This window comes from Sphingomonas sp. ERG5, from assembly GCF_000803065.1.
In the GTDB taxonomy this organism is placed as follows: Bacteria; Pseudomonadota; Alphaproteobacteria; order Sphingomonadales; family Sphingomonadaceae; genus Sphingomonas.
In genome coordinates, this window is sequence record NZ_JSXI01000063.1 from 178,496 (window position 1) to 192,538 (window position 14,043).

Below are 14,043 nucleotides of genomic sequence, written 5' to 3' on the forward strand. Positions count from 1 at the left end.
TCCTCGCCTCCCCTTTCGCGGATCGCCGGAACTGCCGGCGATTCGTGGAGGGGGAGCCCGATCAGCGATGGAATCCGCTCGCTGCTTCCAAATGTCGGCAAGCCTCGCACCCAGCATCACCCAGGATCGCCAATTTCATCTTAGTATTTGATATAAAACGACATTATGCAGCCTACGGTCGAAACGGCAGCCTGAATAGGCGACATAGGATATGTTACATACCGGTGTAACATATCTCCCCCCGCCTCTTTCAGCACCCCCGTCGCCGGTGGCGATTCAACCATCACTCGGGGTTGGGCATGTCACCCGTGCCGGCGTTACACCGGCGCGCTCTTTCTTATCGTCGGCAAAAAAGGATTGCCCCAGCGCCACCGGCACAATCGCCTCGTGCATGGCCAGCGCCGCTCTGCAAGGATCAGGTACGACGCTCGATACCTTCACCAAGCGGCGCCGCTGATCCGCGCGCGACTCGACGTCGCTCGACGCCAGGCGTCGAGCCAGCCTTTCAGCACTCCATCAGCAGTGACGCCTTACGGCTTGGGCGTAGGCGTGGTCGCGCGTGCATCCTGGCCATCGCCTTCCGGCGCCGCGACGATGTCGCGCGTCGTGCCGGCCTTGTCGACGACTGCCGTGCCGGGATCGCCGACATCGGAACGGATGCCGGCAGCGCTCGAATCGCCGCCCGCCGCATCAAGCGTCGCCGTTTCCGACGCGCTGCGCGCCGCAGAGCCGCCGAACAGCGCGTCGAGCGCCTGGGCATTGGGATTTGCGGTGGAGGTCGGCGCGGTGCCGGGAGCCGGCGGAACCAGCGAGAAATCGGGCGGAATCACCAGGGGCGCCTGACGCGCGACGGCGAATTCGTCGGGACGCGCACGGTTGATCCCGGTCGAGCCGCACCCGGCCAGCATACCCACCAGGCCCAGCCCGGTTGCGATCGACGCCATCTTACGCATTCATATTCTCCACTGGAGCATTTTCCGCGCCCCGAACATTCTTGGTTTTGTCGCGTACCAGAAGCGCGCGCACAAGCAAGACGAGCACGCCTATCGTAATCGCCGCGTCGGCGACATTGAAGACCAAAAAGGGCCGCCACTCGCCGAAATGCAGATCGGCGAAATCGACGACATAGCCAAACCGCACCCGATCGAGGATATTGCCGAGCGCGCCGCCAAGCACGAAGCCAAGCGCGATCTGATCCTGGCGGCTCTTTTCGCGTGTCATCCACACCAGCACACCGACGGCGATCGCCGCGGTCAGGCCGACCAGGCTCCAGCGCATCATCTCGCTATCGGCCGGGAACAGGCCAAGCGACACGCCGACATTGGGCACGAAGCGCAGCGCGAAAAAGGACGTGATCTCCCGCACCGCGCCGAGATGATCGATGCCAAGCGGCCCGGTCACAGCATATTTGGCAAGCTGATCGACGATCAGCACGATGGCGGCGGTGATCAGTCCGGCGGGGCGAAGCGATTTCATGCGGGGACAACCTCTGCACAGCGGGCGCACAGCGTACCGTCTTCCGTCACTTCGGGAAGATGGCGCCAGCAACGGCCGCATTTGTGGAACTCGGTCGGCGTCACCGATACGGTGTCGGCGTGCGTGACTTTCGCCACGATGAACGCCTCGGCCAGCGCAGCGAGCGACATGGCCGATCCGGGCGCCGATTTGGGCACCGTCACTTCGGCTTCAAGGCTCGAGCGGACTTGCTTGTCGCGGCGCAGCGGCTCGATCGCTTCCGTCACCTGGACCCGCAACGCGCGCATATCGCCCCATTTGATCGAGATCGCATCGTCGCCCGGCAAGGCCGGCAGCACTGGCCAGTCGAGGAAATGCACCGAGCCATCGTCGCTCGGATAACGCGACTGCCACACTTCCTCGGCGGTGAAGCACAGGATCGGCGCGGCATAGCGCACCAGCGCGTGGAACAATATGTCGAGCACAGTGCGATAGGCACGCCGCTTCACATCGCCCGGCGCATCGCAATAGAGCGAATCCTTGCGGATATCGAAGAAGAAGGCCGACAGATCCTCCGCCGCGAAATCAGTCAGCAGCCGCAGATAGCGGTTGAATTCGAAATTCGCCGTCGCGGTCTTCAGCTCGACATCGAGCTTGCCGAGCAGATGCAGGACATAAAGCTCGAGCTCGGGCATCTTCGCGACATCGAGCTTCTCGGCGTCGCTGAACCCGTCGAGCGCGCCGAGCAGATAGCGGAACGTATTGCGCAGCTTGCGATAAGCGTCGCTGGTCGTGCCGAGCACTTCCTTGCCGATGCGCACATCCTCGAAATAATCGGTCTGCGCGACCCACATGCGCAGGATATCGGCGCCCGATTCCTGGATGATCTTGAGCGGGTCGACGACGTTGCCAAGGCTCTTGGACATTTTCCGGCCCTGCCCGTCGAGCGCGAAGCCGTGCGTCAGCACCGCGTCATAAGGCGCCCGGCCGCGCGTGCCGGCACTTTCGAGCAGCGACGACTGGAACCAGCCGCGATGCTGGTCCGACCCTTCGAGATACAGGTTGGCGCGGGTGCCCTCACCATAGCGCGCTTCGATCACGAAGGCGTGGGTCGATCCGGAATCGAACCACACGTCGAGGATGTCAGTGATCACCTCATAATCGGCGGCGACATATTTCTCGCCAAGCAGCGCCTGATGGTCGGCGTCGAACCATGCGTCCGCGCCCCCCGTCTTGAATGCTTCGACGATGCGCGCATTGACTGCCAGGTCATTGAGATATTGGCCGGTCTTGCGATCGACATAAAGCGCGATCGGCACGCCCCAGGCACGCTGGCGGCTGATCACCCAGTCGGGGCGCTGCTCGACCATCGCACGGATGCGGTTCTGCGACCGCGCCGGCACCCAGCGCGTGCGCTCGATCGCGTCGAGCGCGATGTTGCGCAGGGTCGGGCCATTGCCCTTGGCGTGACCAAGCACCGGCGCGAAGCCGGCCTCGGCGCCGATCTCGATCGGTGTCGGCGCGGCGTCGGTCTGTTGCGGCTGGTCCATCGGGATGAACCATTGCGGCGTGGCGCGGAAGATCACCTTCGCCTTGGAGCGCCAGCTATGCGGATAGCTGTGCGCGAAATCGTCGCTCGCCGCGAGCAATGCGCCGGCCGCGCGCAGGTCCGAACAGATCGGCCCGTCCGAGGCGACGAACTTCTTGTTGATGACGCTCCCCTGCCCGCCCAGCCACAGCCAGTCGGCGCGGTACATGCCCGCACCATCGACCGCGAACACCGGGTCGATGCCGTATTGCTTGCACAGCAGGAAATCGTCCTCGCCATGATCCGGTGCCATATGGACCAGACCGGTACCGGCATCGGTGGTGACGAAATCGCCGGGCAGGAACGGGCGCGGTTTGGCGAAGAAGCCGCCAAGCGCGTGCATCGGGTGGCGGGCGACGGCGCCGGCTAGTTGCGAGCCCAGCCATTTCTTCACCGGGCCGCCACCTAAGCCATAATCGACACTTTCGACTTGGTTGGAATCGCCCCGTTCATAGCGGCCGATAAACGCGTTAACTAGTTGCTCTGCGACTAAAAAGTTGCCCTTAGATGTTGGCACCAGAACATATTCGATCTCAGGCCCGTAGCTCAGCGCCTGGTTGACCGGGATCGTCCAGGGCGTGGTCGTCCAGATCACCGCGTGCGCGCCGACCAGTTCGGGCGCGCCCGGCGCCTCCACGATCTCGAACGCCACGTCGATCTGAGTCGACACGACATCCTCATATTCGACCTCGGCCTCGGCCAGCGCGGTCTTTTCGACCGGCGACCACATCACTGGCTTGGCGCCGCGATAGAGCTGGCCGCTCTCGGCGAACTTCAGCAATTCGCCGACGATCGCCGCCTCGGCATCGAACTTCATGGTCAGATACGGGTCTTCCCAGTCGCCCATCACGCCGAGCCGCTCGAACTGCGCGCGCTGCACCGCGACCCATTTCTCGGCATAGGCGCGGCATTCGGCGCGGAACTGCGCGACCGGCACCTGGTCCTTGTCGAGCTTCTTGGCGCGGTACGCTTCCTCGACCTTCCATTCGATCGGCAGGCCGTGGCAATCCCAGCCGGGCACATAGGGCGCATCCTTACCGAGCAAGGTTTGGCTGCGGACGATGATGTCCTTCAGCACCTTGTTCATCGCATGGCCCATATGGATGTCGCCATTGGCGTAGGGCGGGCCGTCATGCAGGATGAAGCGCTCACGCCCGGCGCGCTGCTCGCGCAGCCGGTCGTACAGGCCGAGCTTCTCCCACCGCTCCAGAATCGCCGGTTCCCTGGCGGCGAGGCCCGCCTTCATGGGAAAGTCGGTCTTCGGCAGGAAGACGGTATCGCGATAGTCGCGTGCGGTGTCGGAAGGCGTGTCGGTCATAAGTGCTCGGGCATTAGACGAGCGTTTCGCCGGACACAAACAGTTCCCCGGTCTTCACCGAGGAACTAGGACGACAATATCGCTCGGGCCCGTTCGCAATCCGCCGCCATTTGCGCGGTCAGCGCGTCGAGCGAGTCGAACTTCGCTTCAGGCCGCAGATACTCGATCAGCTCGACCTCGATGCACTGGCCGTACAGGTCGCCGGAAAAGTCGAAGAAATAGGGCTCGAGCAATTCCTTGGGCGGATCGAAGGTCGGGCGGATGCCGAGATTCGCCGCACCATTCAGCACGCGGCCATCGGGCAGCCTCCCGCGCACCGCATAGATGCCGTAAGCCGGGCGCAGATAATTGCCCATGTCGACATTGGCGGTCGGATAGCCGATCGTACGGCCGAGCTTGTCGCCATGCTGGACATTGCCCTGGATCGCGAACGGCCGGGTCAGCAGCGCCGCAGCACCGCGCGGGTCGCCCGCCACCAGCAATTCGCGGATTCGGCTCGACGACACGATTTCACCGTGATCCGCCACCGCGCCGACCGTCTCGACCGCAAAGCCGTCGCGGCGGCCGAACCCGGCCAGCACATGCACGTCGCCGCCCTTGTTCTTGCCGAAGGTGAAGTCCTCGCCCGTCACCACGCCACCGACGCCAAGATTGCCGCACAGCCGCTCGGTGACGAACTGTGCCGCGGTCAGCGCGGCGAGCGTCGCATCGAAGCGGAACACGACCATCGCATCCGCGCCGGCCGCGCCGAACAGCCGTTCGCGCTGATCGAGCGTGGTCAGGCGAAAGGGCGCGGCGTCGGAACGGAAATAGCGCACCGGATGCGGATCGAAGGTCGCGACCAAAGCGGGTCGCCCCTGCGCTTTCGCCATCGCCACCGCAGCACCGACCACCGCCTGGTGCCCGCGGTGAAATCCATCGAAATTGCCGAGCGCGACGATGCCGCCACGGAGTTCGGGCGGGATTGTTGCGCTGCCGTCCAGCCGCTGCATGACGCGGGCTATAGGGGCGCGCAGCGAGAGGCGAAAGCCCTTCTTCTCAGTCGCCGCCCCTGAAGGGGAGATCTAAGGAGCAGGCACGATCCCCGCACGCAATACCCTGAGCACATTGCCGCCCATCACCTTGCCGATCTCTTCCGGCGTAAAGCCCTGATCCAGCAGCGCCTGGGTCACCCCGACCAGCTGGCTGACATCAAAACCGGTCGTCACCGCCCCGTCGAAATCCGACCCCAGCCCGACATGGTCGACCCCAACCACATCTCGGACATGCGCGATCGCCAGTGCCACCTGCTTCGGATTGGTGCCGCAGATCGCCGCATCCCAATAGCCGATACCGATCACGCCGCCGGTCGCGGCAATGCCCTTGATCTCGGCATCGGTCAGGTTGCGATTGACCTTGCAGGTCGCCTGCACACCGCCATGGCTCGACACCACCGGGCGCCGGGCGAGCTTGAGGATCTCGGCGACCGTCTCATGGCTGGCATGCGCCACATCGACGATCATGCCGAGCTTTTCCATTCGCGCGATGACCTGGCGACCGAGCGGGGTCAGTCCGCCCTTCTTCTCGCCATGCATCGACCCCGCGACATCATTGTCGAAGAAATGCGCCATGCCCGCCATGCGGAAGCCCGCGCCATAAAGCACATCGAGATTGCCGATCCTGCCTTCCAGATCCTGCAATCCCTCGATCGAGAGCATCCCGCCGACGACTTTCGCACCCCCTGCCCGCGCCGCGAGCAGCGCATCGAGATCGGCAGCGGTGCGGATCACGCGCAGCTGGCCATTCGAGGCGGCGGCATAGCGGTTGAGCTTGGTCGCATGCCAGAGCGAGCGCTGGAGCAGCGAATTCCAGGTCCGCAAAGGCTGCAGGTCAGCAATCACCAGCGAAGTGATATTATCGGTCGCCGCGGAATTGGCGTCGTAATTCTGCCCCTTCGGCGTCTTGGTCACCGAGGAGAAGACCTGCAGCGCGACATTGCCCTCGACCAGTCGCGGCAGATCCACTTGCCCCCGTGCCGAGCGCGTCAACAGGCTGCGCTTCCACAGCAATGTATCGGCGTGCATATCGGCGACCTGCAGCCGCGCATGCAGCGCGCGCGCCGCGGGACTGATCTTCAGCGCGACCGGTTCGACCTTGTTCATGGATCGCTCGACGACCCCGGGAGCGAAGACGAAAAAGGCGATTGCACCCAGAACGATCAGGGCCAGGATGCCCCAGAGCCATTTCTTCATTGCCGCATCCCACCCAAAGCCCGGTCCGTCATGCCGGACCCGTTCCGGCATTCACCGTGCCGAGATTCTCTCGCCAAGGGTATGCGGGAGGGTGGCCTCGGGGACAAGTCGGCACATCCGCTCCCCGCCCACCGGGGAACCGCAACAATCAAAGGTCAGCGCCGTTCGAGCGTCACGAAGCCATATGCTGGCCGCTCGCCCTCCGCGAGGTGATCCTCGCGCGCACTCTCCCGCCAGCCGGTAAAGGCAGGGACAGTGGCATCGCCCTCGGGCGAGAGATGTACTTCGGTCAATTCGACCCGGTCAGCGCGATCGACAAACAGCGCGAATACTTCCGCGCCGCCGATCACCGCCACATCGCCCGCTCCAGCCAGTGCGAGCGCTTCGTCCGGGGTATACGCGACCTCGGCACCCGCCGCCGACCAGTTGCGATCGCGTGTCAGCACGATATGACGGCGGCCCGGCAAAGGGCTGGGGAAGCTTTCGAAGGTCTTGCGGCCCATCACCATCGGCTTACCCATGGTCTGCGCCTTGAAGCGCTTCAGGTCAGCGGGAAGATGCCAGGGCAGTTTGCCGTCGCGGCCGATCACGCCATTATCGGCGCGCGCGAGATGGAGCGTGATCAAACCGCCACCGGCGCCTTGATATGAGCCTGCGCCTCATAACCGATCAGGGCGAAATCCTCATATTCATAAGCATCGATCGCGGCAGGCTTGCGCAGGATTTCGAGCGTCGGCAGCACGCCCGGCGTGCGGCTCAATTGCTCGCGCGCTTGCTCCAGATGGTTGGAATAAAGGTGGCAATCGCCGCCGGTCCAGATGAACTCGCCGACCTCCAGCCCGCATTGCTGCGCCAGCATATGGGTGAGCAGCGCATAGCTGGCGATGTTGAACGGCACGCCGAGGAAGATGTCGGCGCTGCGCTGATAGAGTTGCAGCGACAGCTTGCCATTGGCGACATAGGTCTGGACCAGACAATGGCACGGGCTCAGCGCCATCGCATGCAGGTCGCCGGGATTCCACGCGGTGACAATCTGGCGGCGCGATCCCGGGTCGCGCTTGATCAGCGCGATCAGTTCGGCGATCTGGTCGATATGGCGGCCATCGGCCGTTTCCCAGTCGCGCCATTGCTTGCCATAGACCGGGCCGAGGTCGCCATCTTCATTGGCCCATTCGTCCCAGATGCTGACCTTGCGGTCGCGCAGCCATTGCACATTGGTGTCGCCGCGCAGGAACCACAGCAGCTCGACGATGATCGAGCGCAAATGCAGCTTCTTGGTGGTCAGGACCGGAAAGCCCCTGGCCAGATCGAAGCGCATCTGATGCCCGAACACCGACAACGTGCCGGTGCCGGTGCGGTCCATCTGCTCGGCACCATGGTCGAGCACACGCTGCATCAGATCAAGATAGGGCTGCATCAGTTCGTTGCCGCCGGCGTGGCGGGAGGAGGCGATGAAACCGTAACGCACGGCTTGATCGCCTCAGGCTCGGGGCGCAGGCCCTGAGCGCGGAACACGGCGAGATAGCCGCCGGCCGAGGGCATGTCGTGCATCTCGACCAACGTGTAGCCGATCGCGGCGAATTCGCACTTCAGCAAGCTTGGCGGGGTGCCATGATCCTGGGTGCGGCGCTTGGCATCGACCACCACCACCTCGCCGCCGGGGCGCAGCGACGGACGCATGCGCCACAGGAACTCGTACGGCTCCTCGATCTCATGATACATATGCACCATGAGGATGCGGTCGAAGCTGTTGTCGGGCAGCTTGGGGTTATCCGCATCGCCCAGCCGCACGCTGACATTATCGAGGCGCTCACGCGCGACGCGTTCAGCCAAACCATCACGCACTGCAGCGACGATATCCTCAGCCAGCACGCGGCCGTCCTTGCCGACGCGCTGCGCCAGGCGAATGGTGTAATAACCCTCGCCAGCGCCAATATCAGCAACGGTCATGCCGGGCTTGATACCCGATTTGTCCATCACTTCGCTTGCCTCGTTGAGCCGGTCGCGCGCTTCCTCGGTCGACCAGCGTGACGAGACGATATGCGCGACGGGGCGGTCGGCAGCGGGGAATGGCCCGGCCGTATCGATCGGTTTCTTGACGCGCGGCGGGCCGGGTTCGCAGGCGCCAAGCAAAGCCAGGCCGACGAATCCCGCCAGCAGCATCGCTCGCTTCGCACGCAGGGCGGCGATCGGACGCATCAGTCCACGTCCTCCACCTCGACCGCCTCGCCGGTCACGCGCTGCGACAGCGCCGCTGCCATGAACGCGTCGAGATCACCGTCGAGCACGTCGGACGGGCTGGTCGAGGTCACCCCGGTGCGCAGATCCTTGACCAGCTGATAGGGCTGCAGGACGTAGGAGCGGATCTGGTGGCCCCAGCCGATATCGGTCTTTGCCGCATTCTCCGCATTGGCCACCGCCTCGCGCGCCTGCAATTCACGCTCATAGAGCCGCGCCTTGAGCTGGTTCATCGCCTCGGCCTTGTTCTTGTGCTGCGACCGCTGGTTCTGGCACTGAACGACGATGTTGGTCGGGATGTGGGTGATGCGCACCGCCGAATCGGTGGTGTTGATGTGCTGCCCGCCCGCACCCGACGCGCGATAGGTGTCGATGCGCAGCTCGCTCTCGTTCACCTCGATGTCGATATTGTCGTCGACCACCGGATAGACCCACACGCTGGCGAAACTGGTGTGGCGGCGCGCGGCGCTGTCATACGGGCTGATGCGCACCAGCCGGTGCACGCCGCTCTCGGTCTTGGCATAGCCATAGGCATTCTCGCCCTTGAGCAGGAGCGTCGCCGACTTGATCCCGGCCTGTTCGCCCGAATGCTGGTCGATCAGCTCGACCTTCAGCCCATGACGTTCGCCCCAGCGCGAATACATCCGGCTGAGCATGCCGGCCCAATCCTGGCTCTCGGTCCCGCCGGCACCGGCATTGACTTCGATATAGGTGTCGTTGGCATCGGCCTCTCCGGCAAGCAGCGCCTTGACCTTGTCGCGGTCAGCACGTGCGGCGAGTTCGGCGAGCGCAGTGACGCCTTCGCTCTCCATCTCTGTATCGCCCTCGGCCTCGGCCATTTCGATCAGCTCGGACGTGTCGGCCAGTTCGCTCTCGATCGCGCGCGTCGCGTTGATCGCCTCTTCGAGGCGGCGGCGCTCGCGCATCACGTCCTGGGCTGCCTTGGGGTCGCTCCACAGCGCCTGGTCCTCGACCCGCGCGTTGAGTTCGTCGAGACGGCGGAGTGCACGGTCCCAATCGAGGAACCGGCGTAACAGCGCCAGCGCCTCGTTGATGGTGTCGACATGGGCCTGCGCTTCAGCGCGCATCGGGAGTACTCCGGGTCATATATTGGCCCCGGAACTGCCGGGGCATAATGGGGTGATACAGTGCGGGCGCACTATAATACAGACGGGGCGGACTAGTAGATTCCGCCTTCCCTTTGCAAGAAATCGGTATCCCGGCGCTGATCGCTGCGCTGTTCGGCCTGTGCGGCGCGGGCCTTGACCGCCGCCGCCTGAGCCTGCGCGGCGAGTTCTTCCGGCGATGCGCGTTTGATCGAACGGCGCGGCTCGCTCTCCGGCTTGAACGCTTCCCAGATCATCCCCGCCTTGGGATCGGTGCCCGGCCAGCCGCCGAACACCGGCTTGCCCGAGGCACGGTCAATGCGCACCATGCGGATGCCGGCGGGTGCGCGGAACGGCAGCTTCTCCATCCCGTCATAGGCCTTCAGCGCGAATTGCTTGAAGATCGGCGCGGCGAGCGTGCCGCCCTGCGCATAGCCGCCCATGCTGGTCGGCTTGTCGAAGCCGATATAAAGGCCACCGATGATCTGCGGCGTGCCGCCGATGAACCACACATCGGTCGGGCCGGACGAGGTGCCGGTCTTGCCGAAGATCGGCCGGTCGAGATCGCGCAGCGTCGTCGCGGTGCCGCGCTGAATCACGCCTTCGGTGATATGCACCATCTGATAGGCGGTCATCGCATCGAGCACCTGCTTGCCGCGAATGACCGGGCGCGGCATCGCCTTGCCGTTCCAGTCGGGCGCGTTGCAGCGGTCGCAAGCACGCCAGTTCGCCGGCCAGATCACCTTGCCGTGACGGTCCTGCACAAAGTCGATCAGGGTAGCCGAATGCGCCCGCCCCTGGTTCTCCAGGATCGAATAGGCATTGACCATGCGCATCACGGTGGTCTCACCCGCACCCAATGCAAAGGCGAGATAGGGCGGATATTTGCCCACGCCCATCTGATCCATCAGCCCGACCACCTTGTCCATGCCGGTGGTCGCCGCCGCGCGCACCGTCATCAGGTTGCGCGACTGTTCGATGCCCCAGCGCATGGTGTGTGGCCCCGACCCGGCGCCGCCGCCGAAATTGCGGAAGCATTTCTGCCCCAGCCGCCCGCCCTGATAGACGCAGAACGGCCCGTCGACGATGATCGAGGCCGGGGTCATGCCGTGTTCGAGCGCGGCGGAGTAGACGATCGGTTTGATCGTCGAGCCCGGCTGACGCATCGCCTGAGTCGCGCGGTTGAAGGATTGCAGCCGCGAATCAAACCCGCCCTGCATCGCCAGCACACGTCCGGTCGATGGCTCCATGATCACCATGCCGCCCGAGATTTTGGGGATCGCCCGCAACGCGAAGCTATCGCCTTCGGGCGCAACGGCAACGATGTCGCCGACCTTCAGCGCGGCAAAGGCGGTGCCGCCTTCGCCGCGCACCGGCATTTGCGCACCCCAGCGCGGCAAGGAGCCGGTCCTGCCATTGGCGAAGCCGAGGCCGGCGCTGTCTCCGCTGACCGAGGTCACGATCGCCGCGGTCCAGTCGGCATAGTCGAGGCCGATATTGGTGTTGAGCAGCGCCGGCAGCCACGCATCGTCGGCAAAGTCGACATGGCGGATCGGTCCGTTCCAGCCGCGCCCGCGATCATAGCGCAACAGCCCGTCGCGCAACGCGTCCTGAGCATAGCTCTGCAATTTGTTGTCGAGCGAGGTACGCACCCACAGGCCGCCGGCATAGACGCTGAACGGATTGCGCCCGCCATCCGCCGCCTCACCGAACTTGTCGATCAGTTCGCGCCGGACCTCTTCGACGAAATAACCGCTGACGCGCTCGAACTTCGGCTTCTGCCGCGCGACCGAGCCGATCGGCTGAGTGATCGCATCCTGATATTGCGCCGGCGTAATGAAATCGTTGCGCTGCATTTCGCTCAACACGAAATTACGCCGCTTCAGCGCCTTGGCGGTACTGCGGTCGGGATCGTAATTGGCCGGCCCCTTGGGCAGGATCGCGAGATAGGCGAGCTGCGGCAGACTGAGCTCATCCAGATCCTTGTCGAAATAGGCGTGGCTCGCCGCGGCGACGCCATAGGCGTTCCGGCCGAGGAATATCTGGTTGAGATAAAGCTCCAGGATCTGCTGCTTGGTCAGCGTATCTTCAATGCGATAGGCGAGAATCGCTTCCTTCGCCTTGCGCAGATAGCTGACCTCATTGCCGATCAGCAGGTTCTTGGCGACTTGCTGCGTGATGGTCGAAGCGCCGACCGGGCGGCCCGAATTGCGCAGATTGATCAGGATCGCCGAGGCGATGCCCGGATAATCGACGCCGTGGTGCTCGAAGAAGGTCTTGTCCTCTGCCGCGAGAAACGCACGCACCAGCAGCGGCGGATATTCGTCATAGCTCAGCTCGACGCGGCGTTCGCGCGCATAGCTGTGGATCGGTGTACCATCGATGCCGCGCACATTGGTCGGCAAGGGCGGCTCATAAGCGCGCAGATTCTCGACCGACGGCAAGTCGCGCGCGATCAGCAGCCAGATCAGGAAGATGCCGATCATCGCCAGCCCGGCAAGCACGGCAAGCGCCTTCACCCACCAGCGTGCCCAGGTCCGCCCGAGAAATCCGCGAACACCATCGACATCGCGGCGCAGGCGGAAAGTGACGGAAGGGGATTCGGTCTCGGCCATATAAGCTTTCAGCCTCTAGCAAGTTTGACGCGGCTTGCCAGCGGATGATTGTCACGGCCCGCCGCATTACGCCGAATTGAGGGCAAGAGCGCCCCCCTCCAGACCCTAGGGTCTGGACCCTAGCTTGCCGCTTGCACCCCGGCTAAGCTGTCCCAAGGGCAAGGGGAGCACGCCAGAATATGACGACACGCGCTAAGGGTGACAGGCCGAGCGGGCCCGAGCATTCGCTCGAACGGATGATCTTCTTTTCCGACGCGGTATTCGCGATCGCCATCACCTTGCTGATCATCGAGGTGCATGTCCCCGCTTTGCCGCTGGGATCGCCCGACCAGGCCTATCTCCATGCGCTGAGGCATCTGATGCCGAACTTCTTCGGTTTCGTCGTCAGCTTCTTCGTGATCGGCGCGTTCTGGGCCGCGCATCATCGCATGTTCGGGCTGGCGGCGCATTATTCGGAACGGCTGGTCGGCGCGAATCTGATGGTATTGTGCACCATCGTGTTCCTGCCCTTCGCCACCGCGTTCATGAGCGCCAATAGCGGCTCGCTGGTGCCTTCCGCACTTTATGCCGCGACGCTGCTGCTCACGGGCGTGCTCAATCGGCGGCTGATGTTCATCGTCACCTCCGCGCCCGTCGTCGCCACGGATGTCTCACCCGACATGATCGCCTATGTCCGCGCGCGGAGCGGGACAGTGATCTTCGGGGCGCTGTGCGCGCTGCTGATCGCGTTCATCGACCCGCGCTTCAGCCAGATGGGGTTGCTGACCATCCCGATCTGGCAGCGCCTGTTCCTGCGCCGGGTCGACCGGCAGATCGCACGCAAGGCGGCCACGGCATGAGCCCAGCATGAGCCCGGTATGAGCATCGTCGAGATCCTCGGCGTCGCGGCGAGCGTCAGCCTGCTGGCCGGATGGCGGCTATATCTGTGCGTGTTCGCGGTCGGGGTGGCGATGCGCACCGGATGGGTGCCGTTACCCGATCATCTGATGCAGCTCGACGTGCTGGCCAATCCCTGGGTGCTGGGCGTCGCCGGCCTGCTCGCGGTGATCGAATTCGCCGCCGACAAGGTGATGTGGATCGACAGCGCATGGGACGCGGTCCACACCTTGGTCCGCCCAGTCGGCGGCGCGCTGCTCGCGCTTGCGATCGTCGATCCGAGCCGGCCCGAATGGCAAGTGATCGCGGTGCTGCTTGGCGGGAGCGCCTCGCTGCTGACGCACAGCGCCAAGGCGGGCACACGCGCGGTGGTCAATGCCAGCCCCGAACCGGTAAGCAACATCGTCGTGTCGACCGGCGAGGATGTCGCAACCGGCGGGCTGCTGGTGCTCGCGCTGGCCAACCCGATTGCGGCGGTCGTGATCGCACTGGGAATCCTGGGGGCCTCGGTAGCCGCGCTGGTCGTACTCAAGCGGATGCTGGCGAAGCTGCTCGGGCGGAAGGCAAAGACGGGTTAGATCCTAGCGCCGCTACAAACAACTCTCTCGCGAGCGCA

General features: G+C 64.3%; 12 protein-coding genes. 2 read left to right on the forward strand and 10 right to left on the reverse strand.

Annotated elements, in window-relative coordinates; all coding sequences use genetic code 11:
* Positions 1-530 precede the first annotated feature (530 nt).
* From OO12_RS20575 to OO12_RS20620, 10 genes are all read right to left on the reverse strand, one after another.
* On the reverse strand, positions 531-944 hold the full coding sequence (locus OO12_RS20575) for a DUF3035 domain-containing protein (RefSeq protein WP_443024592.1): 414 nt from the start codon (positions 942-944) through the stop codon (positions 531-533).
* A 1-nt stretch (position 945) separates the two neighbouring features.
* Positions 946-1,476 carry a signal peptidase II gene (gene lspA / locus OO12_RS20580; RefSeq protein ID WP_034160586.1) on the reverse strand — a complete coding sequence of 177 codons (531 nt, stop codon included), beginning with the start codon at positions 1,474-1,476 and terminating at the stop codon, positions 946-948.
* Positions 1,473-4,361 carry an isoleucine--tRNA ligase gene (gene ileS / locus OO12_RS20585; protein WP_034160587.1) on the reverse strand — a complete coding sequence of 963 codons (2,889 nt, stop codon included), beginning with the start codon at positions 4,359-4,361 and terminating at the stop codon, positions 1,473-1,475. Before ileS ends, lspA begins: the two co-directional genes overlap by 4 nt.
* A 65-nt stretch (positions 4,362-4,426) precedes the next feature.
* Positions 4,427-5,353: a bifunctional riboflavin kinase/FAD synthetase gene (locus OO12_RS20590; protein ID WP_034160588.1), complete on the reverse strand. Its 927-nt coding sequence runs from the start codon at positions 5,351-5,353 to the stop codon at positions 4,427-4,429.
* Between the two features lie 72 nt (positions 5,354-5,425).
* Positions 5,426-6,592, reverse strand: a complete 1,167-nt coding sequence (locus OO12_RS20595; RefSeq protein ID WP_034160589.1) for a dipeptidase — start codon at positions 6,590-6,592, stop codon at positions 5,426-5,428.
* A 155-nt stretch (positions 6,593-6,747) separates the two neighbouring features.
* Positions 6,748-7,218, reverse strand: coding sequence for a dihydrofolate reductase (locus OO12_RS20600; protein ID WP_034160590.1), 471 nt, complete (start codon positions 7,216-7,218; stop codon positions 6,748-6,750).
* Positions 7,215-8,009 (reverse strand): thymidylate synthase, encoded by a 795-nt coding sequence (locus OO12_RS20605; protein ID WP_034160591.1) that lies wholly within the window; start codon positions 8,007-8,009, stop codon positions 7,215-7,217. The genes OO12_RS20600 and OO12_RS20605 overlap by 4 nt, the downstream gene beginning before the upstream one ends.
* Positions 8,009-8,791 carry a class I SAM-dependent methyltransferase gene (locus OO12_RS20610; protein ID WP_034160592.1) on the reverse strand — a complete coding sequence of 261 codons (783 nt, stop codon included), beginning with the start codon at positions 8,789-8,791 and terminating at the stop codon, positions 8,009-8,011. Before OO12_RS20610 ends, OO12_RS20605 begins: the two co-directional genes overlap by 1 nt.
* Positions 8,791-9,918, reverse strand: coding sequence for a peptide chain release factor 2 (gene prfB / locus OO12_RS20615; protein ID WP_034160593.1), 1,128 nt, complete (start codon positions 9,916-9,918; stop codon positions 8,791-8,793). The genes OO12_RS20610 and prfB overlap by 1 nt, the downstream gene beginning before the upstream one ends.
* A 92-nt stretch (positions 9,919-10,010) precedes the next feature.
* On the reverse strand, positions 10,011-12,551 hold the full coding sequence (locus tag OO12_RS20620) for a penicillin-binding protein 1A (protein WP_034160594.1): 2,541 nt from the start codon (positions 12,549-12,551) through the stop codon (positions 10,011-10,013).
* 179 nt (positions 12,552-12,730) lie between these two features.
* Between OO12_RS20620 and OO12_RS27130 the strand changes: the two genes are divergently transcribed.
* Together OO12_RS27130 and OO12_RS20630 are read left to right on the forward strand one after the other, a co-directional pair.
* Entirely contained in the window at positions 12,731-13,390 is a 660-nt protein-coding gene (locus tag OO12_RS27130) for a TMEM175 family protein (protein ID WP_082006685.1), read from the forward strand.
* Positions 13,391-13,408: 18 nt separating this feature from the next.
* A complete protein-coding gene (locus OO12_RS20630; protein WP_052216110.1) occupies positions 13,409-14,005 on the forward strand; it encodes a DUF4126 domain-containing protein in 597 nt (198 codons plus the stop codon).
* The last annotated feature ends 38 nt before the right edge of the window (positions 14,006-14,043 follow it).

Excerpts from the sequence above, each read along its gene's own strand:
- OO12_RS20575 (WP_443024592.1), bottom strand. The coding sequence starts at position 944 with ATGGCGTCGATCGCAACCGGGCTGGGCCTGGTGGGTATGCTGGCCGGG.
- lspA (WP_034160586.1), bottom strand. The coding sequence starts at position 1,476 with ATGAAATCGCTTCGCCCCGCCGGACTGATCACCGCCGCCATCGTGCTG.
- ileS (WP_034160587.1), bottom strand. The coding sequence starts at position 4,361 with ATGACCGACACGCCTTCCGACACCGCACGCGACTATCGCGATACCGTC.
- OO12_RS20590 (WP_034160588.1), bottom strand. The coding sequence starts at position 5,353 with ATGCAGCGGCTGGACGGCAGCGCAACAATCCCGCCCGAACTCCGTGGC.
- OO12_RS20595 (WP_034160589.1), bottom strand. The coding sequence starts at position 6,592 with ATGAAGAAATGGCTCTGGGGCATCCTGGCCCTGATCGTTCTGGGTGCA.
- OO12_RS20605 (WP_034160591.1), bottom strand. The coding sequence starts at position 8,009 with ATGCAGCCCTATCTTGATCTGATGCAGCGTGTGCTCGACCATGGTGCC.
- OO12_RS20610 (WP_034160592.1), bottom strand. The coding sequence starts at position 8,791 with ATGCGTCCGATCGCCGCCCTGCGTGCGAAGCGAGCGATGCTGCTGGCG.
- prfB (WP_034160593.1), bottom strand. The coding sequence starts at position 9,918 with ATGCGCGCTGAAGCGCAGGCCCATGTCGACACCATCAACGAGGCGCTG.
- OO12_RS20620 (WP_034160594.1), bottom strand. The coding sequence starts at position 12,551 with ATGGCCGAGACCGAATCCCCTTCCGTCACTTTCCGCCTGCGCCGCGAT.
- OO12_RS27130 (WP_082006685.1), top strand. The coding sequence starts at position 12,731 with ATGACGACACGCGCTAAGGGTGACAGGCCGAGCGGGCCCGAGCATTCG.
- OO12_RS20630 (WP_052216110.1), top strand. The coding sequence starts at position 13,409 with ATGAGCATCGTCGAGATCCTCGGCGTCGCGGCGAGCGTCAGCCTGCTG.